The following is a 21538-nucleotide window of genomic DNA, read 5'->3' on the forward strand; positions in this document are numbered from 1 at the left end:
TCTACAATCTTCTTATATCCAGTTCAAGTCGATGTTGTGAATTTGTTTTTCTTGCATGACACCCCGAAAGTGATCGGCTTTCGTTTTCAAGCCTTCAATCAGCCATTCATGATTTTCCACGACGATTTTTTCGATTTGCAGGTGTAAATTTTGCTCTACGATTTTTTCCAACAGTTCAAATTCTGCCCCCTCGATATCTATTTTGATTAATTTGATCGGCCGATTGAGCATCTGGATGAACTGTGTCAAATCAATGACTTCTACTTCTACATACTTATGGGGATTCGTAACAGGATGATTGTTCAAAAGGGAAGAGGCGTAAGCAGACCCTGCCGGATCCGTATGGTAATGTTCGTGCAAATGCAAACGTAGCTTATCGTTTTTATGCCAAACGGCTTTGTTGATACATATAACATTGGGATAGGCTCCTACCCTTTTTTTCAATTCCTCAAATACGTATGGATTCGGCTCAAACGCAAAGACGAGAGCGCCTTTATCCGCCATTTTTTGAGAAATGACCCCATAATTTGCCCCACAATCGATCGTTATGTCCCCGTATCCGATCGGAGAAAAAACTTCTTCACTGTTCTCGTTTAATCCGCCCACTCCTGCTTCCTCCTTATGTTCGGCTGGTTGCCCATGCTGCCTTTCCGGATTTCCACAGTTCTTCCAAGTAGTTTTTATCCCGGAGCGTATCCATTGGCTGCCAAAAACCGGTATGCTTGAAGGCCATTAGTTGATTCGCCTTGGCCAAGCCCTCCAACGGCTCTTTTTCCAATACCGTCTCATCACCCGCCATATAATCAAATACGCCCGGCTCCATGACAAAAAAACCAGCATTGATCCATCCGCCGTCCCCTTTTGGCTTCTCCTGGAATCCTGTTACGGTGTTCCCATTGGCAATATCCAATGCTCCGAATCTGCCTGGCGGTTGAGTCGTGGTGATCGTTGCGAGTTTTTTATGCGTGCGATGAAATTTTACCAGCTGTTCAATATTAATGTCGGATAGGCCATCTCCATACGTCAGCATGAATGTATCTTCTCCCACATACTTCTGTATCCGCTTCACCCTTCCACCTGTCCCTGTGTCTTTCCCCGTATCAATCAATGTGACTCGCCACGGAGCAGCATTGTGATTGTGAAAAGTGACCTGATTGTCGTTACGAAAATCAAACGTCACATCAGAATGGTGAAGGAAGTAGTGCGCAAAGTACTCCTTGATCATGTAGCCTTTGTACCCCAGACAGATGATGAAATCATGGAAACCGTACTTGGAATAAATGGACATGATATGACAAATGATGGGCCAATCACCGATCTCAATGAGCGGCTTCGGACGAAGATGCGTTTCTTCTCCAATGCGCGTGCCATACCCTCCTGCTAGGATGACGACTTTCATTAGCTGCCCTCCTTCCTCTGTTATTCACTTGGCCTCATTGGTATACGCCGCGATTTGGGCCAAACAAATTTCTCTTACGTCTTGTTTTTTCTGATAAGCCTTCTGCCAAGAAATGATACTGTCCAAGGTCTGTTCGAGCGACCAGTTGGGCTTCCAGCCTATTACGCCTTTGGCTTTGGAACAGTCCAGCTTTAAATATTTGGCTTCGTGCCATTGTGGCTCGGTTCGCTCTGCTTCAAAACGAGCACCAGCCCCCCAAAGCTCACACAATTGCCGGACGATCCACTCTACCGATCTGGCATCTTCCTCATTCGGACCAAAATTCCAGCTCTCGGAGTAATCCTTGCCATTCGCCCACATTTTTTCAGCGAGCATCAAGTACCCCTTCAAGGGCTCCAGGACGTGCTGCCACGGTCGAATTGCTTTTGGATTTCGGATGACGATGGTCTCTCCCTTTATCAAGGCACTTAGGCAATCCGGTATCAAACGATCCATCGCCCAATCACCACCGCCGATCACATTGCCTGCTCGCGCTGTAGCAACGGCGACGCCATGCTGATGATACTGGTCGGGGTGGAAAAAAGCATTGCGATAGGAAGCAGTCACTTGCTCCGAACATGCTTTACTGTTGGAATACGGATCATAGCCGCCCAGCACATCCTGCTCACGGTATCCCCACACCCACTCCCGATTTTCATAAACCTTATCCGTCGTAACATTGATAATTGCTTTGATTTTCAATCCGTCTTGCACAGCCACTCTCGCCGCCTCGAGTACATTCACCGTGCCCATAACATTGATTTCGAAGGTTTCCGCTGGATATTGATACGATAAACGCACCAGCGGCTGAGCGGCCATGTGAATGATGATATCCGGGTTTGCTTGGTTGATTGCTTTTTGAACACTTTCCTTCGATCTGACATCATCAATGATTGAATCAACCAATGAGCTGATTTGGGCGCACTCAAAAATACTCGGATTTGTCGGCGGCGACAGCGCATACCCTGTAACCTTCGCCCCCAAGTCATGCAGCCATAAGCACAGCCATGCGCCTTTGAAGCCTGTATGACCTGTGATCAACACTTTTTTGTCTCGCCAGAACGCAGGATCAATCATTGTGATCACCGTGCTTCCTAATCTGCTCCAGAATCGCTGACCACGTCATCCCCAGTCGAACGATATCTTCTTCTACCAGCTGACTGCCCATCTGTACCTCGATGAATGCTAGCTCGGTCGTAGCTTTGATTGCATGCTTGGCTCCTACCGGGATTTGCAATACGTCACCTGGTCCAACCTGGCTCAGCTGATCATCCAAAATGAACTCTCCGCTGCCCTCTACGATGATCCATACTTCGCTACGGTGGTGATGGTACTGATAGCTCAAATTTTTCCCAGCGTATACATGGATTTGTTTCGTTAATACTTCCACGTCGTCTTCATTCTTCTGAAAATGCATAACCTGATACCATCCCCAGCGCCGCTCTTCATACATTGGGCGCTTTGTCCAATCCAAAGACAAATTTTTGACCATATGACTTTGTTCCTTGGAAGAAACGAGGATGCCATCCGGACTCGCCGCCACGATCATATCCGATAGACCGATGGACACGATAGGGATGTCCAATTCGTTGATAACGTGCGTATTGGTGCAGCTCTCATCCAGCAAAACCTTACCCATTGTATTCCTGCTCATTTCTTCCGTGAGCGTATTCCACGTCCCTAGGTCCTTCCAGGCTCCCTCATACGGGAGAACGACTACTTTCTCTGCCTTTTCTACAATCTCATAGTCAAAGCTGATGGCAGGCATTTGGCTATATTGCTCAAGCATGCGGTTGTATTCAGTAGGCAATCCTTTTTGCTCCAATTCGCGAATCAGATAGCCCAATCGAAAAGCAAAAATCCCACAATTCCACAGGGCCTTCTTTTCTACTAAATCCTGCGCTTGCTCAAGGGACGGCTTTTCTTTGAAGCTTTTTACTTTTTGATAGGCATGAGGCCTTTTACCCTGATCCGATTGTGATTCTAGCTGTGGAACAATGTAGCCGTACTTCGTAGATGGATACGTAGGTTTCACTCCGATTAATGCGAGATTCGCGCCAGATTTGAGGATGACGTTCTCCAGTTCCTTGATTCTGTCCATGAAGCAGTCCTCAACAAATGGATCTACTGGCATGATGGCAATGACTTCATCCGGGTCCATTGTCAAAGCAGAGTACAAATAGGTTACCGCTAAAGCAATGGCAGGGAAGGTATCCCTTTTTTCCGGCTCCACGATCAAAGGAACATCTTCACCTAGTTGGCTTTGAAGCAAATCAACATGTGAGCGGCCTGTTGAAATATAAACAGGCTCCGACCAATTGCGGGAGGCCAGCTGCCGCCACACTCGTTGAACCATCGCCTCTGGTTGGGCATGTGCATTGCCTATCAACTTCAAGAACTGTTTGGACCTGACATCATTGGAGAGCGGCCACAGCCTTTTCCCTGAACCACCCGATAGTAATATCAGTTTCACTCAGGCCACCTCGATCCGTTTATCGTGTTGTATGCACCATCTTATGCGTCTGTCGCAGTCGATGCTCTATCGTCCAATGAAAATGGTCAACTAACACGAGGAATGATAGAAGCCTATAGAAACTGAATCCAACGGTTAGAAATATAATCGAAAATGTAAGAACCGGCTTGCGGGAGATAGGGAGTCGTGAAAAACTTCATATGGTGCTTCGTATATCCTTGAAAATGAAGAGAAAACACTGGAAGATATCGCCCCGTTGCCTTATCCTTGCAGCACAGGACACCATTTATCGAGTAGATTTTCTTATAGCCGTACAAATTTTCCATTGATGTCGCCTGCTGAATATTCCCGTCAATTATGCCATCCTGAAACAAGCCATTCGTGATTTGGTAACCCTTGAACCGCTCAAGAAAGAGCAAGGCCAGCACCATATCCGTTATGAGAGGTTGATTGAATCGTACGTGTTCCTTTCTCCGCATGGTGTATTGAACGACTTGCGCGAATGCAATCGGATTGGCAAAATGAGACTTCATGAACTCACAATATAGTTCCAACTTCTGCCTATCTACGAAATTTGTCCATACGAATTCCATCGTAAAGTTTTCAAAGCGCGGATGGTTCACGTCGGTAAACAGCATGACATCCGTATCGATATAGCAGCATTTCGGAATCTGATGCCTTTCCATAAACGCCAACAAAATAAACCATCTTTGAAAACAAAACAGATTGTACTCGTAGGGCATAAAATGAATATGTTTATAGACTCTCGTCATTTCACTTGCAGCAGGCATGTAATCGTCTATCATCTCATGAATGATGCCGTTCACGGCATACCTTCTGTTTCCCCCGTTCCCTATCAGATAGACAGGCGAATGGGGATTACTTCTTTTCGCTTGCTGCAAGCTGTATGTGAGATAATCATCGTCCCCCCGATGGATGATCACGATGGGCAAGGCCATACTCTTTCCGCCTCCTTTTTCTCCCCATACTTTATGTATGTGACAGACAACGAGAAACGGGCATATGCCTTTTTTCCAAAAACCTCCTTGTTGCCAAGCAACTTTAGACGTGAATAGGACGAAATTAATGCATTTATATCATTTCCCCCAGCACGGTCCGAACATATCGTATAGGGCAAGCACTCTGCAGTAGAGGGGGACTAGTCGATGGGAAGATTTTGGACAGATCAGGAAATCCTCGATGAGATCAACAAACGACGATGGTACCATAAAATCGCGCTGCGACCCGGTATTGTCACTCCCGGGATTACGCTTCTGGAAAATATATGGAATATGACGAGACAATCCAGAGAATACATCCCATATTCGGGGAAACGCGTTCTTGATCTGGCTAGCTTTGACGGTATGTGGGCTTTTGAAGCGGAGCAGCGAGGGGCAAGTCTTGTCGTGGCTACGGATTGTATGCAGCCGCTCTATTTGAATTTTGAGTTTTGCAAGAACATCCTGCAAAGCAAAGTTTTGCCGCTGTACAATACCAGCCCTTACAAACTATGGGAAGGGTTGCAAGTTTTGCTGATGGACGATTTTATAGAACCACTGCCATTTCCTCAACAAATACGGCACAATCAATTTGATGTCGTCCAGCATCTTGGACTGCTCTATCATCTGCGCGATCCGATGTGGACATTGTCGCAATGCCGAAGCGTGATTAAACCAGGTGGGCACCTCTTGTTGGAAACTGCCTGTATTTTGGATACGAATCAGTCCATCATGGTCTACAACGGAGCTCCTGGACAAATGAATCGGATTTATAAGGACGATACGACTTGGTGGTTGCCATCCGTACTTTGCATTGAGGAGATGCTAAAGAGCACGTTGTTTGAAGTTATTCCTGAATCGGTTAGGACCATTCCCTCTGGCAAAATAAACAATTACGATGCGGGTCGCATCAGCCTCGTGGCAAGAGCCATTCCTGGTAGCGCGATCGACCAGAACTGTCACGCGGAGTTACTCCGTATATTCCGCAATCCGGGGATCATTCCGGACTACCTGTAATATCCGGGGAATTTGAAATCGGGTGCACAAGATTGACGATGCTTGTGTACCCGATTTTCCATTCTTTCATAGTCTGATGGTAGTGCATGCATTTTTTATGATGGAAAGATGGGAGTGAATCTCGTGTCCCACTCACAGCAACCATTAGTGAGTATCATTACCCCCTCTTTTAACCAAGGCCGGTTTATTCGTGAGACGATAAATAGCATATTGACCCAGGACTATGCAAACCTTGAGCATATCGTGGTAGATGGAGGCTCGACTGACGATACGCTCTCCATCTTGCAAGAATATGCACAAAAAGATCCGCGCTTCCGTTATATTTCCGAACCGGATCGCGGACAGTCTCATGCGCTTAACAAAGGTCTGGCAATGGCAAGAGGGGAAATCATTGGCTGGCTGAATTCAGACGATACCTATGTACCCGGCGCCATCATGATGGCTGTTCACGCTTTTGCGAGCAACCCGAGCTGGGGAATGCTTCACGGCAATTGCCAAGTGATGAACGAGTACGGTCAAGTATCTAGCACCTACCCGTCCGAACAGGCTGATTCCAAGAAGCTGTATCAGAGCTGCGTGATTTGCCAGCCATCCGCTTTCATTAGGACCCACGTTTTCAGGCATATGGGGGGCGTGGATGAAAAATTGCAATTTTGCATGGATTACGACCTGTGGATGCGCATCGCCAAATTTTACCCCATCGGTTATGTGCCTCACTACTTAGGAAACGCTCGAATCCACACGACCTGCAAATCAGCTACACAATGGCATTCTGTCGGCGTACCTGAAGTATTACGATCATTAGCAAAAAATTATTCGTCCATCCCCAGCCATTGGATATCGTACGTCCCACACTACAAAGGCATGGGTGTACTCGACCTGTTGCGGATCTATAAGTCCGCTCCATCCAATACAACCAGAATTACGAGCATGAATAGGGGGATGGACTTGTGGGCGCCTCCTGTCCTGCGTGCGATTGTCGAATCAGATCCATCTGCACCGGCTCAAATGTTGTTAGTGAAGGGCAAAGTCCCTGGCTCCCCTGCAAAATTGCCAAAGCCCATTGTTTTGACTGCGCTCGTGAATGGCGTAAACGTAAAAAGCTACACCGTTGATAAACCCACCTTTGCCCTCGAAATCCCACTCGATCCGAATGCCACGACACACCGTGTGGACATCGCTTCTTCTAGTGTCGGTGTACCGAACACCCCGCAAGTCCAGCAAAGAATCGTGGGGGGATACATGGCCGAAGAGATTATTCCTCTTTCGTATGACGAAGTGATCGTGTACAGAATTTTTTCAAGGAGTTAACCATTCAACTCGTATATAGCTTCGTTTCAATGACAGCCGCCGCTCCGGCTATGGCAAGCAGGAGCAGCAACGGATAGGCGGCTGGCACATACATATACACCCCCACGATCAAGGCCCCCACCCAAATTCCCACGCACCAATGGCAGCTCAACAATCTGCCTATCCATTGGCGCACCCTTCCGCCTTTAAATTGAAAGTCCCGAACCATTTGCCCCGACTCGTCGGGTACATAGAACACCTGGTAAAATGGGTTTCGCAAAAAAGACGTGATCTCATCAAAAACAATCAAATGCGTGAGACGAAAGCTTGCCAGCACGAGAATGATTAGGTCGATCCAAGAGAGGTCAAACATTCCACCTCCACCTCTTTCCAATATTTTGTGCTTTTCTCATTTGTTCCACATTTAGTACCATTGTGATGCGACAAAACAGAGAAAGGCGTGATGAGATGAATCGCAACATAAAGAAAATGGCAACCATCCTTTCCCTGTCCGTCCTCGTTACCATGATCGGACAACCTGCATTTGCGAAAACAAGCTTTACCTCTTTGAAAAAAGGGATGAAGAACTCGCGCGTGCTTGAAGTGGAAAAGATGCTCGATGCACTCCATTACGACTACAAGCTGGTAGTGGACAAGACATACAATAGCTACACAGTTTATAACGTCAAAGCTTTTCAGAAAAAATACAAGCTGCCGCAAACCGGAATTGTAAACAAAACCACCTACGATAAACTGACGAGCATGTACCAAGCTCGCAAGCAAGTGCAGCCAACACAACCAGCACAGCCAAGCACACCGTCCAAGCCTGGCAATCCTGCTGAGTCCAATGATTACGCTACGCTAAAATTGGGTGCTAGCGGTGAACGCGTGAAGGAATTGCAAACGATGCTCGCTGGCCTCGGTTACAAAGTAACCGCATCGGGACAATTCGATGAATCTACACGTTTTGCCGTCATGCTGTTCCAGTCGCGCAATAAACAAACCTTGACTGGTGAAGCCGATGCCAAAACTTATACAGCCATTCAAACGCAATACAAGAACAATCCCGTGCAGCCCAAACCAGATACGAAGCCAACCACTCCAACAAATCCAACGACTCCCGTAACACCTAGCAAGCCTGAGCAGCCGCAAAACCCTGGTGCTGACGCGCAAGTTCCTCTACCAGCTGGTTTGACGGCTGAGGAAAAGGAAATGGTTCAGCTCGTGAATCAAGAGCGCACCAGTCGCGGACTCGCACCCTATCAAGTGGACATGCAGTTGGAGAACGTTGCACGTGTAAAAGCTCAAGAGATGGTAAACAAAGGCTACTTTAGCCACACCTCTCCCACTTACGGCTCACCGTTTCAAATGATGGACACTTTTGGTATTCGCTATTTGGCTGCTGCTGAAAATATTGCCCAAAACTATTCTGTAAGCAGCGCTCATCAAATGTTCATGAATTCCTCTGGGCACAAAGCTAATATCATGAGTCCAACATACGACTACGTTGCCATTGCTGTGGTAAATGGCGGTCCGTACGGGAAAACGTTCGTACAAATGTTCTTGAAAAAATAAAGGCACGGAACGGAAAAGCCATCATTTCTACTGAAATGGTGGCTTTTCTTCTCGATTAGAAAGACACGGCGATCCGGTTATTGGCGGAAAAGTGTACGGTCTGATCGTTGCACAGCACGACACCCTCGACAACGATTCCTTTCCCCGCTTCTTGTTTCAAAAATGAAATCTGGAAATTCTGGAAGGATTCCGTCGATTCCGGTGCAATGGTTACAGGCTGGATCGGCGCTATCCAATATTCCCCTCTCTCCATCGCTTGGGCAAACCAATCGTCTTCCAAGTATCTCCATCCTTTTAAGCCCGATGTACCTTGCACGGCCATCGTCTCCACGAGCGTCGGCGGCAATACCTGGCCTCCCATTTTGATCGAATCGACAGGTGAGACACGCAGGCAAACGATTGGATTTTTCAGTTCAACGTTCCCCGTATTTTTCACCTGAAGCGTCCCAATCAACAGGTACGGCTTCTCAACTGATTCAGAGTGAATCAACGTGTAATCAAAATACACTTCTGCAGCTGTACGCGTTTCAACCTGTTCTGGCACTTCTTCGACCGGGTGAATGGTCACTACTTGATCCAGGAGTTCTTCTTCTGCCAAGATCATCAGCTCTTCTCGTTCACTGTCTGATTCACTGTTTCCTTCTATATTTGATTCACTGTCCTCAGCACTCGACCCGTTACTTTCCTGAATCGTGCTTTGTTCCTCTGCCCATGGCTTTTCATCTGCTCCCTGCTGAATTTCCTTGTCAGAGGTAGAGAGCATGGTGGAATAAAACAGCTTTAAAATAGTGGGTGGTAAAAACGCCATTGGTTGAATGTGCAATCCATTTTGGAAGTACTCCAAAACCCCTGACGCTAAGTGTAGCGCAATTTTTTCGGCATAGAGTTTACGCTTGCTCACTTCCGTAAAGAGCGGCAACTGCAACTGGATATGAACGATCGATGGTTGCTTTTGGTTTTTGGTTACTTTGTAGTGACACGGGATTCCTGAATGCTGCAATTCTGCGCGCAAACACTTGACCAGATCTTGCCGCTTTTCATCCTCCGACTGAAAGAAAATCAGTCTTGGCTTTTCCAGAACTCTCATTTCTTTCAAGCTGAAACGTATAGCGACATCCGTATTTTTCGCCAGAGACGGATTGTTTTGGCTTATGACAACTTCCATCCCGCTATCAGAAAGAAATTTTTGTACGTTCCCCAATACCTCCCACTCATAGGCAGTTCCTCCTCCTGTAGATATGCCTGTAAAGAGAACGCAAACTTTTCCTTTCAACCCCGAATCCAGGTCAACTCTTTTATTCGTCGAATCCCACTTCAATTGAAAGCCATTTTGCTTGCAAAATAAACGAAACGCTGGCAGAGCCGCGTACGGCATGGTTCCGCCACGTTGACCACTGTAATATACCTCAACATCCATTCCCATCTCTCCTCACGAAACTTTCCGTCAGTCCGCGATATTGTATGAATGCCCAGTGTCCAAAGTGAACATTTTTGGCGATGACTGTTCCGAAGAAACGCTTTGCGCATACGATGCTACAGAAAGGAGTGGTCATATGCCCACCTCACAAATGCCCCTAATCTCCATTATCATTCCTGTCAAAAATGAGGGGGACAATGTGCGTTCTACCATCACTTCCCTTTTGAATACAAGAACCACGTTTCCGTATGAAGTGATCGTAGTCGATGATGCCTCAACTGATAACGGTTGTCACTTTTTACAAGGCCAAGGGCAAAATGAAAAAATAAAATTAATCACGACAGAAGGCATTGGTGCTGCTGCAGCACGAAACTTGGGCGTGAATCATGCCCGTGGCAACTACTTTATTTTTTGCGATGCCCATCTGTCTTTTGAAAACTTTTGGATCGATCGCATGATGGAGCTCATTCTGACAAAGAAAGCAGATGGCGTTGCTCCCGGAATCGCTTCCATGACAGAGCCACATAAAATCGGATATGGGCAAAATCTGAATCAGAAGCTCGAAATCACCTGGTATCCAAAGCCAACGGGCCCTTCACCGGTTGCGATATTGCCAGGGGGTTGCTTTCTGGTCACCCGTGAAGCTTTTATGAAGGTCGGGGGTTTTGACCGTGGTTTTCGCATTTGGGGATTTGAAGATATCGAATTTTCCATTAAGATGTGGCTCTTTGGATATACGTGTATGGTCCAGCCATCCGTAAAAATCTTGCATTTGTTTAGGCAAGTTCACCCTTACACAGTTGCACATGAGCACATTTATTACAATATGCTTCGAATGGCGTACAGCCATTTTAACGAGCGGCGGATTGAGGCTGCGAAAAAACTTGTGCTCTACGCAAATGCGAGTGAAATTGCGGATGATGTGCTGACTTGCGGAGCTGCTGCTCAGCGTGTTCGATACACTTCCCAAAGAAAATTCGACGACAATTGGTTCTTCCAAAAATTCCAAATTCCTTTCTGACAAGATAGTGACCTAAAAAATAGGCGCATGCTCAACATGCCAAACTCCCGTTGCCCACATAGTATGTAACTGCAAAGCAAACTCCCTAGGAAAGGAAGGATTCTTACGGTGAAACATCACGTGAAGCCCATTATGGGTCGCCAGCTCCCTACACCGACGCCTACAGCAACTCCTCCTATATCGAACAACCTGCAGGAAGAGTGCATTCGCGTCAATAAGGTGTATGACTGGGTAGTATTAGCGAACAGCTACCGAAACAAGATTGCCCTTCCCGACGATTGTCAAGCTCTGGTAGACGCTGCCATTCGTGCTGGGCAAGATATCACGCTCTCCTGCGTTGAGCCAGTTTCTCCTGGTCCTACTTGCAGAGTCGTCAGTATTCGCCGCGAGAACATTACAGTCAATGGGACCACTGTTCGGGTCGGAGTCGTTCGCTTTGTGTTCGGAGCCACTGTGCTCGTTCGCGTTTTCGCAGACGGAACACCTCTCTGCGAATTCACAACGACAGTGCAATTCGATCAGGAAGTCGTTCTCTGCTTGCCTGAACCGCTTGACGAGGACAATATCTTGTGCCGAATCAGTGCTTTCGAGTGCTCACCGACCGGTACTGTTCTCCTCGGAGGCATGGTTCAACTCGACGTCATTGTCTGCGTCGAAATCCAAGTAGAAGCAGAAGTCAAACTGGAAGTATTGGCGAAATTCTGCTCTCCACGTCCAAACAGCATTCCAATTCCATCGCCAACGCCATCTTTCCGTTGCCCGCCGATTACATTCCCGCCACAATGCCCACCAATCTTCCCAGTACGCAACTGCGATTGCCAGGCGTCCGTCAACGCGTTGGTACCGAATGTTTCCATTTCTATTGGTATCCCACTCGCCGTTGCCGTCGGTACGATCCAGCTCATCGCAGATATCTGCCCAAGCTGCGATCCATCCAGCAGCTCGTTTACCTTTAACTTCTTTGATGCTCTCCTGCCTGATGTCCTTGGCGATCAAAGCTTCAGCTTCTCTCCAACGACTATCAGCTCTCCGACATGCATTACCGTACTGCCTATCCTGCCAATTGTGACAGGTCTGGTCGTAACAGGTACTGGTGTACGGACTTTCACAGCAACAGGCGCACAAGAAACCCTAACCTACTCTCTGACACTCGCCGAAACAGGACTCGGCCTGCCAGACGTTATCATTCTCACACTCACCGACTCTGCAGGTGTTCTCGTCTTCAGCGCCACCATTACAGTCGTTCCGGACGAACAATTACTGGTTGCCGATTGCATCACGTTTGGGGATATTGTCATTACCACTCCATAAGAAAAAAATATTCGTTTCCAATCAGGCGGGAGAAGACCACCACTTCTCCCGTTTTTTCTATAGAGGAACCGTCACTACAATACAGGCACCAATTCCCACCCCGTACATATGTCTATATGGGTAAGCCAGACGGTAAAAGGAGGACAACACTGTGTACAAAAGGAGAATCTCCAATACGAACAAGTCGAAAGAGAGAGAAAATGAGAAGCTCCTCCTGCTAAAAAAACAAGCACACTACTACGAAGAAAAAACAAAACAACTCATGCAAGAAGTGTGGCACCTACAAAAGCTGATCGAGGAAACATCCCAAAAAAACGAAGCATATAGAGAGCAGCTTGAACATCTGAACCAGAACCTCCACGATTTGGACAGCAAAGGGGCCGAATGGAAGCAGCGCTTGAACGATTCACAAGACATGCTTCAAGAAATGAAGGGCAAGCTCGACTACTACGAACATCTCTTGAAACAACGCGAAAATGCCATAACCGACCACCAGGAAACAGAGGCAAAACTAAAGCGTTCAATCGAGAGCTTGCAAACCGAGATCAGAGAACAACGAAAAAAAGGTCCACAGCTTGAAGAAATCACGTCCAAACATCAAGCCCAGGAAGCACACTTGCGCGAGCACATTGAATTGCTCCAGCGGCAAGTACAAAGCTACGAACAAAAAGAGGCACACTGGGAAAAGGCGTTACACGAGCAAGATCAGCAGCAGCTGAGTCAAATCGAGGAGATCCTGCATGAACGCCAGCAGCATTTAGACATGATCGCGCATCTGGAGCAGCAACAACTTACATGGAAACAAGCTTTGGATCATGCAAATGAAGAGTTTGAGAGTGCGCAGATAAGACAGCACGAGCAACTATCCAAAATTGAATCATTGAATCAGCAGTTGGAGGATGCACGGGCACGGGAAGAGCAAACACTCTCTGACCTACAGCAGCTTACAGCAGCAAGCGGAAATTGGGAGCAGCGGGAGCAGGAGCTACAGATGCGAGAACAAGAACTACAGGTGCGCGAGCAAAACCTCCACGCATTTGAGCATGGTCTCCAGGCTCACGAGCAGGAGCTTCACGATCTTGAACAAGAGCTGCGGGGGCAAGGGCAGGAACTGCAATCCCTATCGAGTAGCCTTGAGACGAAAGAGCAGGATCTACACTCTCAGTCGCAACACTTACAAAAACGGGAGCAGAAACTGCTCGGTCTTGAACAAGAATTGCACGGGCAAAACCAAGAACTGCAATCTTTAAAACATAACCTGCAGACCAAAGAACAAGAGCTGCTTGTAACTGAGCAAAAGCTCGAGGCTAAGGAGCTAGAGCTGCATTCTCAGACACAAGAGCTTCAAGCACGGCAGCAGGAACTTCACAATCTTGAACAAGCGTTACAAGCGCAAGGACTAGAAATGCACGCTCAGGCACAAGACCTCAATTCACGAGAGCAGGAACTTCACGTTCTCAAACAAGAGCTTCAGACACAAGACCAAGAACTTCAATCCTTAAAGCATAACCTTGAGACGAAAGAACAACACCTCCAGTCCCAAGAGCTAGTGCTGCATTCTCAAACGCAAGACCTCAGCGTACAGAAACAGGATCTTCTCGAGCTCGAACAAAAGCTTCAGACACAAGGCCAAGAACTTCAATCCTTGGCTCAAAACCTGCAAACGAGAGAACAACAGCTTCAGTCCAAAGAGCTTGAGCTGCATTCCCAAACACAAGACCTCAACTCACGGGAGCAGGAGCTTCTCGATATCGAACAAGTGCTTCAGACACAAGGCCAAGAACTTCAATCCCTAGCTCAAAACCTGCAAACGAAAGAACAACAACTTCAGTCCAAAGAGCTTGAGCTGCATTCCCAAACGCAAGACCTCAACTCACGGGAGCAGGATCTTCTTGATACCGAACAAGTGCTTCAGACACAATGCCAAGAACTTCAATCCCTAGCTCAAAACCTGCAAACGAAAGAACAACAACTTCAGTCCGAAGAGCTTGAGTTGCAATCCCAAGCGCAAGACCTCCACGGACGGGAGCAGGAACTTCTCGATTTCGAACAAGAGCTTCAAACACAAAGCCAAGGGCTTCAATCCCTAGCTCAAAACCTGCAAACGAAGGAACAACAGCTTCAGTCCAAAGAACTTGAGCTGCATTCCCAGACGCAAGACCTCAACTCACGAGAGCAGGAACTTCTCGATATCGAACAAGTGCTTCAGACAAAAGGCCAAGAACTTCAATCCCTAAAACACAACCTTGAGACAAAAGAACAACAGCTCCAGTCCAAAGAGCTTGAGCTGCATTCCCAAACGCAAGACCTCAACTCACGTGAACAAGAGCTTCAATCCCTAGCTCAAAATCTGCAAACGAAAGAACAACAGCTCCAGTCCAAAGAACTTGAGCTGCATTCCCAAACGCAAGGCCTCAACACACGGGAGCAGGAACTTCTCGAGCTCGAACAAGAGCTTCAGACGCAAAACCAAGACCTCCAATCCTTGGTTCAAAACCTGCAAACGAAAGAACAACAGCTCCAGTCCAAAGAGCTTGAGCTGCAATCCCAAGCGCAAGACCTCCACGGACGGGAGCAGGAAGTTCTCGAGCTCGAACAACAGCTCCAGTCCCAAGAGCTAGTGCTGCATTCTCAAACGCAAGACCTCCACGGACGGGAGCAGGAAGTTCTCGAGCTCGAACAACAGCTCCAGTCCCAAGAGCTAGTGCTGCATTCTCAAACGCAAGACCTCCATGCACGAGAACAAAAACTTCTCGAGCTCGAACAAGAACTTCAGACGCAAGAACAACAGCTCCAATCCAAAGAGCTAGAGCTGCATTCCCAGACGCAAGACCTCAACTCACGGGAACAGGATCTTCTCAATTTTGAGCAAGAGCTCCAAGTACAAGGGCAACAGCTGCAAACGCAAGCAGATCACCTACAAACAAAAGAACAAGAACTAACAATCCTCGAACAAGGACTTAAAGTTCGAGGGCAAGAACTTCTCACCCATACACAATACCTTCAAGCTCGAGAGCAAGACCTTTACACCCTTGAGCAAGAGCTACAAACGCGCGGGCAAGAACTTCACTCTCAGAATCATAACCTCCAGACAAAAGAACAAGAGCTGCTCGCTTTCAAACAAGAGCTTCAGGCCCGAAATCAAGAAATTCTCGAGCGGACGCGAGACCTTGAAGCACGTGAAGAAGAACTAAACGATGTTGAACAAGAGCTCCAGGCCCAAGGAAAAAAACTACAAGCTCATGCCCAGGCGTTGCAGGTTCAAGAACAAGAGCTCAAGAGCCATGAACAGGGGCTTCGGGATTGGGAACAAGCCAACCTCTCCCAGGAGCAAGCACTTTTAACGCAGAGCCAAGAACTACAGGTTCAAGAACAAGGACTTCAATCCCGAGAGCAAGCGCTGCAGCTTCGCGGGGAGGAGCTTCTCTCACATGAGCAGGAAATCCACTCCCACGAGCAAGAGTTACTCACGATGAAACAAGAGCTGAACGCCCGAGATCAAGAACTGCACAACCAAGAGCAGGAGTTACACGCTCAAGCGGATACCCTACACACTCGTGAACAGGAGCTGCTTACTCGAGAGCAAGAACTAAACACACTGGAACAGGCACTACTCTCTTTGGAGCAAGAAATCCAAGCTCAAAGGCAAGGGCTGCAAACCCGGGAGCAGGAGCTACAAGTGCAGAATCAAGACATTTACACCCGAGAACAAGAACTCGAAGCGCAAAAACAAGATTTACGCACGAAAGAGCAAGAGCTAGAAGCCACTCGCCATGAGATGTTGCAAAAAGCAATAGATTTCGAGCAAAGTTGGACAATAAAGCACGAAGAGACTTCTCAGCAATTAACGGAAGCTCTGCTTGAGCTGGAAGCAGCCCGGTTAACGAAAAATCAACTCGTCGCTGATTATAAAGAGCTGGCCGAATCGCATTCCCTGCATGAGCAAGAATTGCAGCAAAGCATCCAACAACGCGACGAAGAAATCCAACAAACACAAAACACTGTTAAGAGTCTCCAGTCGGAGTTAAAAGAAGCTCAACAGCAATTAACCGATGCACAGGATCGTATCAAAGCTTTTCAGCAACAAGCCAAAGAAACCGATGAAAAGCTCTCGAACGTCTCTCTTCAAAAAAATAAATGGAACGAAGTACTGGAGAAAACAACCCAAAAATATGACTCTCTGTTAACAGAAAAGGAAAAAACCATTGAGCAGCTTACATCCCAGGAGCAAGTGTTGAAAAAGACGATAACCGGACTTAAAAACATGGTGAAAGAACACCAAAACAACGAAGAAAAATACAAGCAAATCATCAAGGAATTCACGCAAAAAGAAGCTCGATCCAATAAAGCCTACAGTCAACTCCAGCAAAATGCCCAATTTCAGCCAAACACGCAATTTCAACCAAGCGCCCAATTTCACCCAAACACCCAATTCATGCCAAGCTCTGATCCCTCCACTCAACAGTTATCTTCCACACCAGTAAAAATGCAGATGCCCTATCCCAAAAATGCCAACGAATTCAACCCGTTTCGTTGAAAAAGTGAAAATGTGCGAGAGCCGTTACCATGTGAATCTTACCTGAATACAACATATTACAGTCCAGAAAGGGAGGAAAAACCATGACCCCTGAACAAATGCGTGCACTGTATCATCAACGTCAACAGCATCAAGTCCAACCTGCCCAGCGCCCATCGAAAATGCCGCGATCGCCATTGCCAAAATCCGGTCCGGTTCATAGAGTCCAACCGTCCGTCCAGACTAGAACAAGCGGAGGCTGCTGCGGCAGGCGTTGGCAGGGCTAATCTTTCAGAACCCCCCTTTTCCATGACACGTACCGTCTGGGATGAGATCATCCGAGATTCTCTGGAGAAGCGACCAAATGAAACGTGTGGATTGCTCTCCGGTAGAAATGGAAGTGCACAGAAGGTTTGGCGAATGGAAAATACGTTGAAAAGCCCGGTCGCCTTCGCTATGGACCCCAAGCAGATTCAACGCGTTTTCCACGAAATGGCGTTGCGCGGGGAGCATTTGGTCGGGATCTACCACTCCCACCCTACTGCACCTCCCATTCCGTCACCTGAAGATATTGCTTACTGTCGCTACCCGGAGGCCGCGTATCTCATCGTTTCACTCGCTTCTCCACAACCAGTTCTCGGCTGTTTTCGAATTGAGGGGTCTTTTGCTCGGATGTATCCTTATACAGTCCGTAACTAGTGATCAAATTCCTCAAAACAAAAGAACAGCGGGAATCTACTCCTGCTGTTCTTTCTGTTTTAGAAGATCGCTTTGTTCCAATGAACTGGGCAACAGCCATTCCCTTTTCTCCCAGCTGACAAAATCATCTTCCCACATTATCTGGAAGCGGTCCTCCTCAATATGAATGACGACTCCCTTTGCCCCATCCTTTACATATACGACCAGATCGCCTACTTGTATCACCGCTTATCGCCGCCCATTACCCGAGTCTGAAGATGATTCCGTGTCCACCCTTCGGATACACCCACTTGATATTTTCATACGGGCAACCAATACGGCAGCTCCCACATTCGTGACATCCTTCGTAACCGACGTGCATCCGCACTTCTTCCCATTTGTATACTTCCGCAGGACAAAAGATGGTACAGAGCTTATCAGGGCATTGCGTCGCACAAACATCAGCAGAGAGCACATGCAGATGTGACTCCGTATCCGCTTTGAAACGCACGAGATACTGTTTCTCCTCGATTGACTGGCCCTTTGGTATATCCTGCATCACTTCATCACCCTCCACGCATTCATCAAGTCACGCGCCATTTTCCATTTGTCCTTCGCAGAGCCGAGGTCGCTCCAGATTTTCTTCTGCTTGCTCCATTTCGAGCTGCCATCAACCGTGAACATCTGACTCGCCGCTTTGTTCATCATTGGAATATACTGTTCAAAATACTGCGGGAATTTTTCAAAGTGATGCGTGGCGTCCTTGTATTTTTTCAAATCTTGACCGACAAAGCTATTCAACAGATTGATTCGGTATCCGTCGAGCATTTTTTCGGAATAGTCCCCCGCTTCTTTTGCCGCCAGGATCGTTTCCGCCGCCATGACACCAGATGCCATCGCCATATTCGATCCCTCTCGATGGATCGCATTGACGAGCTGGGCAGCATCTCCTACGACTAGGACACCATTGCCGACAATTTTGGGAATGGAACGATAGCCTCCCTCGGGAATCAGGTGCGCCAAGTATTCCTGCTGCTCACACCCTTGGATATACGGCCGAATCATCGGATGATTCTTTACATAGTCCAACAACTCATACGGCTTAATCTTGTTTTTGATCAGACCCGACAGCATCGTCCCTACCCCAATGTTCAAGCTGTCCTTATTCGTATACAACCAAGCCGTCCCCAAAATCCCTTTGGTCGAATCTCCGAAAATTTCAATCGTACAACCGTGATCGCCCTCTAGGTTAAAGCGATCCTCGATTATTTTACGATCCAGCTTCAATACTTCCATGACAGCAAGCGCTACTTCATCTGGACGAAACTCTTTGTGGAACCCTAACGATTTCGCCAGCAAGGAGTTGACGCCGTCTGCCAGAACGACAACATCTGCGTATAGGTCCCCATCCGGTCGATCTGTTTTCACACCGACTACTTTGCCATTTTCAACAATGCACTGCAAAGCCACGGTCTCATTAAGTAAAAGTGCTCCCTGCTGCACGGCTTTGTCTGCAAACCATTGGTCAAATTTCGCCCGCAGCACCGTGAAATTGTTATAAGGTTCCTGGGCCCACTCCATGCCTTTATAACTGAAATTGATGGCTGATTCCCTATCAAGCATCATGAACCGCTGTTCGACGATCGGTCTCTCAACAGGCGCCTCCTTGTAAAATTCGGGGATGATGTCTTCCATCGTTTTGCGATACAAAACACCTCCCATGACGTTTTTGGAACCCGGATATTCCCCGCGCTCCATCAAAAGTACATTTACACCCGCTTTGGCAAGCGTATAAGCACAAGCTGTTCCAGCCGGGCCTGCTCCGACAATGATTACATCAAATTTCTCAGCCATACGTTACCTCCTTGTCCGGCTCCTTTTGGAATGCTTCCATGAGCAATGGCACAATTTCAAAAGCATCACCGACAATACCGTAGTGACAAGCCTGGAAGATGAGTGCATTCGGGTCTTTATTGATGGCAATGATCAATCCTGAGTTACGCATGCCGACCAAATGCTGGATAGCTCCCGATATGCCGATGGCAAAATAGATTTTTGGCGTGACCGTCACTCCCGTCTGTCCGACCTGATGTTCATGACCGATCCAGCCAGCTTCCACCGCATCTCTGCTGGCCCCGACGGTTGCCCCGATTCGTTCTGCGAAGCGATGAATAAGCGCAAAGCCTTCCTTGCTTCCGAGTCCCTTACCGCCAGCGACGATTACATCTGCCTCATCCAACCGCACCTTTTCCTTCGTCTCCCGGACGATTTTCAGTACTTTTGTGCGAATGTCTTCTTCACGCAGCTCCATGGTTTCCTCGATGATCTCTCCTGTACGTGACTGGTCTGGCTCAAGCGCTTTCATGACTTTTGGGCGAACGGTCGCCATTTGCGGTCGATGTTTTTTGCACAAAATCGTCGCCATGATGTTTCCACCAAACGCTGGACGGCTCGCCTCCAGCAATCCTGTCTCCGCGTTCACATCGAGCATGGTCGTATCGGCGGTCAGCCCTGTCTCCAAATCCGTCGCAACAGCGCTAGCCAAATCTTTTCCCGTGGACGTCGCCCCATACAAGATAATTTCCGGCTTGTGCTTTTGGACACATTCGATGACAGCTCGCATGTAGGACTCTGTACGGTACTCATGAAAAATCTTCTGATCGTATACATACACTTGATCCGCACCGAAGGGAAACGCCGTGTGGGCCAACTCCTTGACTCCATCTCCGATTAACAAGCCAGCAAGCGGCACGTCTCGCTTGTCAGCCATTTGTCTTCCCGCTCCCAACAGCTCGAGTGATACTGGGGCGATACGGCCGTCACTCACCTCTAAAAACACCCAGATGCCACGAAAATCATCCAGATTCATATCTGCTCCTCCTTCACCCGAAACAATCGCTGTTTATCATGCAAAACTTCCATCAAGCGTGCGATTTGCTCGCTGACGCTTCCTTCGAGCATTTCGCCACCCTTTGGCTTCTCTGGGGGCCAAACTTTTGCAACGATGGTAGGAGAGCCCTTCAGACCTAACTGCGTCCGATCGATATCCCCCAAGTCATCGACGGACCAAACAACAGGATTATACCTAGCAGCTCGAAGCATGTTGGGCAGCGGAGAATACGGTACCTCATTAATCTCCTTCTCCACAGAAAACAAACAAGGCAAGGTCGACTGGATGACTTCATAACCATCCTCCAGCTTTCGATGCACGATGGCGTAACCTTGTTCTTTGTTTATCTCCACTACTTTTTTCACACACGTAAGCGGCGGAATATCCAACCGTCTGGCGACTCCTGGTCCGACTTGTCCCGTATCACCGTCGATGGTCATCTTTCCGCAAATGACGAGGTCGACTGGCTGGCTTTCTGCAATCTTCTCAATGGCTTTGGTAATCGCATAGCTGGTTGCCAATGTGTCTGCTCCGGCAAATGCACGATCCGTTACCAGATAGCCTGCGTCTGCTCCGATCTCGATGCACTTCCGAATGGCCTTCACCGCTGGCGGCGGTCCCATGGTGACGACGGAGACCACACCCCCATATCGATTTTTCAACCGAACGGCTTCTTCTACCGCATGTGCATCATACGGGTTAAGAATAGCTGGTGCACTGGCGCGATCCATCGTATTCGTCTTCGGATTCATCTTGATGATTTTGGTGTCCGGCACCTGCTTAATGCAAGCGACAATATGCAGCATAATTAATCCCCCCTTGCTGCCGGGCGCGATTCCTATGCCTGTACAAAAGGTTGCCTTTCTTACGCGCAATCAGTTCGGGCAGCTTGTCGTTCATTGTTATAGCCTATT

20 protein-coding genes are annotated in these 21538 nt (G+C 47.8%); 8 read left to right on the top strand and 12 right to left on the bottom strand.

The features are described 5' to 3' along the window. Positions 1–12: 12 nt before the first annotated feature. The 5 genes from ODZ53_RS15765 to ODZ53_RS15785 all read right to left on the bottom strand — a co-directional run bounded on the left by ODZ53_RS15765 (position 13) and on the right by ODZ53_RS15785 (position 4870). Entirely contained in the window at positions 13–606 is a 594-nt protein-coding gene (locus ODZ53_RS15765) for an FkbM family methyltransferase (protein ID WP_199929080.1), read from the bottom strand. A gap of 13 nt (positions 607–619) precedes the next feature. Next, entirely contained in the window at positions 620–1399 is a 780-nt protein-coding gene (gene rfbF, locus ODZ53_RS15770; RefSeq protein ID WP_012685467.1) for a glucose-1-phosphate cytidylyltransferase, read from the bottom strand. A gap of 24 nt (positions 1400–1423) precedes the next feature. Continuing rightward, entirely contained in the window at positions 1424–2515 is a 1092-nt protein-coding gene (gene rfbG, locus ODZ53_RS15775) for a CDP-glucose 4,6-dehydratase (protein WP_372678381.1), read from the bottom strand. Then, on the bottom strand, positions 2508–3911 hold the full coding sequence (locus ODZ53_RS15780) for a sugar phosphate nucleotidyltransferase (protein ID WP_372678192.1): 1404 nt from the start codon (positions 3909–3911) through the stop codon (positions 2508–2510). Before ODZ53_RS15780 ends, rfbG begins: the two co-directional genes overlap by 8 nt. 113 nt (positions 3912–4024) lie before the next feature. Next, entirely contained in the window at positions 4025–4870 is an 846-nt protein-coding gene (locus ODZ53_RS15785; RefSeq protein WP_372678194.1) for a hypothetical protein, read from the bottom strand. Between the two features lie 207 nt (positions 4871–5077). Here ODZ53_RS15785 and ODZ53_RS15790 point away from each other — a divergent pair, with 207 nt between their 5' ends. Next, on the top strand, positions 5078–5926 hold the full coding sequence (locus ODZ53_RS15790; protein ID WP_372678196.1) for a DUF1698 domain-containing protein: 849 nt from the start codon (positions 5078–5080) through the stop codon (positions 5924–5926). Positions 5927–6049: 123 nt separating this feature from the next. Further along, positions 6050–7237 (top strand): glycosyltransferase family 2 protein, encoded by a 1188-nt coding sequence (locus ODZ53_RS15795; protein WP_372678198.1) that lies wholly within the window; start codon positions 6050–6052, stop codon positions 7235–7237. 4 nt (positions 7238–7241) lie between these two features. Here the strand turns inward: ODZ53_RS15795 and ODZ53_RS15800 are convergent, their stop codons facing one another. Next, the gene (locus ODZ53_RS15800) at positions 7242–7589 is read right to left on the bottom strand and encodes a DUF1360 domain-containing protein (RefSeq protein WP_172140705.1); all 348 of its coding nucleotides are present in this window, start codon (positions 7587–7589) and stop codon (positions 7242–7244) included. A gap of 95 nt (positions 7590–7684) precedes the next feature. On the opposite strand from ODZ53_RS15800, the gene ODZ53_RS15805 reads away from it, so the two are divergent. Further along, positions 7685–8791: a peptidoglycan-binding protein gene (locus tag ODZ53_RS15805; RefSeq protein WP_372678201.1), complete on the top strand. Its 1107-nt coding sequence runs from the start codon at positions 7685–7687 to the stop codon at positions 8789–8791. A 55-nt stretch (positions 8792–8846) separates the two neighbouring features. On the opposite strand, the gene ODZ53_RS15810 is transcribed toward ODZ53_RS15805, so the two are convergent. Then, a complete protein-coding gene (locus tag ODZ53_RS15810; RefSeq protein ID WP_372678203.1) occupies positions 8847–10208 on the bottom strand; it encodes a hypothetical protein in 1362 nt (453 codons plus the stop codon). A gap of 136 nt (positions 10209–10344) precedes the next feature. On the opposite strand from ODZ53_RS15810, the gene ODZ53_RS15815 reads away from it, so the two are divergent. The 5 genes from ODZ53_RS15815 to ODZ53_RS15835 all read left to right on the top strand — a co-directional run bounded on the left by ODZ53_RS15815 (position 10345) and on the right by ODZ53_RS15835 (position 17755). Further along, the gene (locus ODZ53_RS15815; protein ID WP_012685457.1) at positions 10345–11229 is read left to right on the top strand and encodes a glycosyltransferase family 2 protein; all 885 of its coding nucleotides are present in this window, start codon (positions 10345–10347) and stop codon (positions 11227–11229) included. Positions 11230–11337: 108 nt separating this feature from the next. Beyond that, complete coding sequence (locus tag ODZ53_RS15820; protein WP_087348741.1) at positions 11338–12540, top strand: BMQ_0737 family morphogenetic spore coat protein; 1203 nt, start codon at positions 11338–11340, stop codon at positions 12538–12540. A gap of 151 nt (positions 12541–12691) precedes the next feature. Continuing rightward, positions 12692–17077, top strand: coding sequence for a hypothetical protein (locus tag ODZ53_RS15825; protein WP_372678205.1), 4386 nt, complete (start codon positions 12692–12694; stop codon positions 17075–17077). A gap of 83 nt (positions 17078–17160) precedes the next feature. Beyond that, positions 17161–17343: a hypothetical protein gene (locus ODZ53_RS15830; protein ID WP_217364556.1), complete on the top strand. Its 183-nt coding sequence runs from the start codon at positions 17161–17163 to the stop codon at positions 17341–17343. A 22-nt stretch (positions 17344–17365) separates the two neighbouring features. Continuing rightward, entirely contained in the window at positions 17366–17755 is a 390-nt protein-coding gene (locus ODZ53_RS15835) for a M67 family metallopeptidase (protein WP_372678208.1), read from the top strand. Between the two features lie 36 nt (positions 17756–17791). Here the strand turns inward: ODZ53_RS15835 and ODZ53_RS15840 are convergent, their stop codons facing one another. The 5 genes from ODZ53_RS15840 to ODZ53_RS15860 are packed head-to-tail and all read right to left on the bottom strand — an operon-like array spanning position 17792 to position 21430. Next, a complete protein-coding gene (locus ODZ53_RS15840; protein ID WP_372678210.1) occupies positions 17792–17980 on the bottom strand; it encodes a hypothetical protein in 189 nt (62 codons plus the stop codon). A gap of 16 nt (positions 17981–17996) precedes the next feature. Further along, positions 17997–18293: a ferredoxin family protein gene (locus tag ODZ53_RS15845; protein WP_012685452.1), complete on the bottom strand. Its 297-nt coding sequence runs from the start codon at positions 18291–18293 to the stop codon at positions 17997–17999. After that, positions 18293–19588, bottom strand: coding sequence for an FAD-dependent oxidoreductase (locus ODZ53_RS15850; protein ID WP_012685451.1), 1296 nt, complete (start codon positions 19586–19588; stop codon positions 18293–18295). Before ODZ53_RS15850 ends, ODZ53_RS15845 begins: the two co-directional genes overlap by 1 nt. Next, positions 19581–20603 (bottom strand): electron transfer flavoprotein subunit alpha/FixB family protein, encoded by a 1023-nt coding sequence (locus tag ODZ53_RS15855; RefSeq protein ID WP_372678212.1) that lies wholly within the window; start codon positions 20601–20603, stop codon positions 19581–19583. Before ODZ53_RS15855 ends, ODZ53_RS15850 begins: the two co-directional genes overlap by 8 nt. Continuing rightward, positions 20600–21430 (bottom strand): electron transfer flavoprotein subunit beta/FixA family protein, encoded by an 831-nt coding sequence (locus tag ODZ53_RS15860; protein WP_012685449.1) that lies wholly within the window; start codon positions 21428–21430, stop codon positions 20600–20602. Before ODZ53_RS15860 ends, ODZ53_RS15855 begins: the two co-directional genes overlap by 4 nt. Positions 21431–21538 lie beyond the last annotated feature (108 nt).

This window comes from Brevibacillus sp. BD137 (assembly GCF_041644655.1).
GTDB classification, from domain to species: Bacteria; Bacillota; Bacilli; order Brevibacillales; family Brevibacillaceae; genus Brevibacillus; species Brevibacillus brevis_D.

What these genes read in the sequence shown, in the direction of transcription:
- rfbF (WP_012685467.1), bottom strand. Translation starts at nt 1,399, where the DNA reads ATGAAAGTCGTCATCCTAGCAGGAGGGTATGGCACGCGCATTGGAGAA.
- rfbG (WP_372678381.1), bottom strand. Translation starts at nt 2,515, where the DNA reads ATGATTGATCCTGCGTTCTGGCGAGACAAAAAAGTGTTGATCACAGGT.
- ODZ53_RS15785 (WP_372678194.1), bottom strand. Translation starts at nt 4,870, where the DNA reads ATGGCCTTGCCCATCGTGATCATCCATCGGGGGGACGATGATTATCTC.
- ODZ53_RS15790 (WP_372678196.1), top strand. Translation starts at nt 5,078, where the DNA reads ATGGGAAGATTTTGGACAGATCAGGAAATCCTCGATGAGATCAACAAA.
- ODZ53_RS15800 (WP_172140705.1), bottom strand. Translation starts at nt 7,589, where the DNA reads ATGTTTGACCTCTCTTGGATCGACCTAATCATTCTCGTGCTGGCAAGC.
- ODZ53_RS15805 (WP_372678201.1), top strand. Translation starts at nt 7,685, where the DNA reads ATGAATCGCAACATAAAGAAAATGGCAACCATCCTTTCCCTGTCCGTC.
- ODZ53_RS15810 (WP_372678203.1), bottom strand. Translation starts at nt 10,208, where the DNA reads ATGGATGTTGAGGTATATTACAGTGGTCAACGTGGCGGAACCATGCCG.
- ODZ53_RS15815 (WP_012685457.1), top strand. Translation starts at nt 10,345, where the DNA reads ATGCCCACCTCACAAATGCCCCTAATCTCCATTATCATTCCTGTCAAA.
- ODZ53_RS15830 (WP_217364556.1), top strand. Translation starts at nt 17,161, where the DNA reads ATGACCCCTGAACAAATGCGTGCACTGTATCATCAACGTCAACAGCAT.
- ODZ53_RS15835 (WP_372678208.1), top strand. Translation starts at nt 17,366, where the DNA reads ATGACACGTACCGTCTGGGATGAGATCATCCGAGATTCTCTGGAGAAG.
- ODZ53_RS15845 (WP_012685452.1), bottom strand. Translation starts at nt 18,293, where the DNA reads ATGCAGGATATACCAAAGGGCCAGTCAATCGAGGAGAAACAGTATCTC.
- ODZ53_RS15850 (WP_012685451.1), bottom strand. Translation starts at nt 19,588, where the DNA reads ATGGCTGAGAAATTTGATGTAATCATTGTCGGAGCAGGCCCGGCTGGA.
- ODZ53_RS15855 (WP_372678212.1), bottom strand. Translation starts at nt 20,603, where the DNA reads ATGAATCTGGATGATTTTCGTGGCATCTGGGTGTTTTTAGAGGTGAGT.
- ODZ53_RS15860 (WP_012685449.1), bottom strand. Translation starts at nt 21,430, where the DNA reads ATGCTGCATATTGTCGCTTGCATTAAGCAGGTGCCGGACACCAAAATC.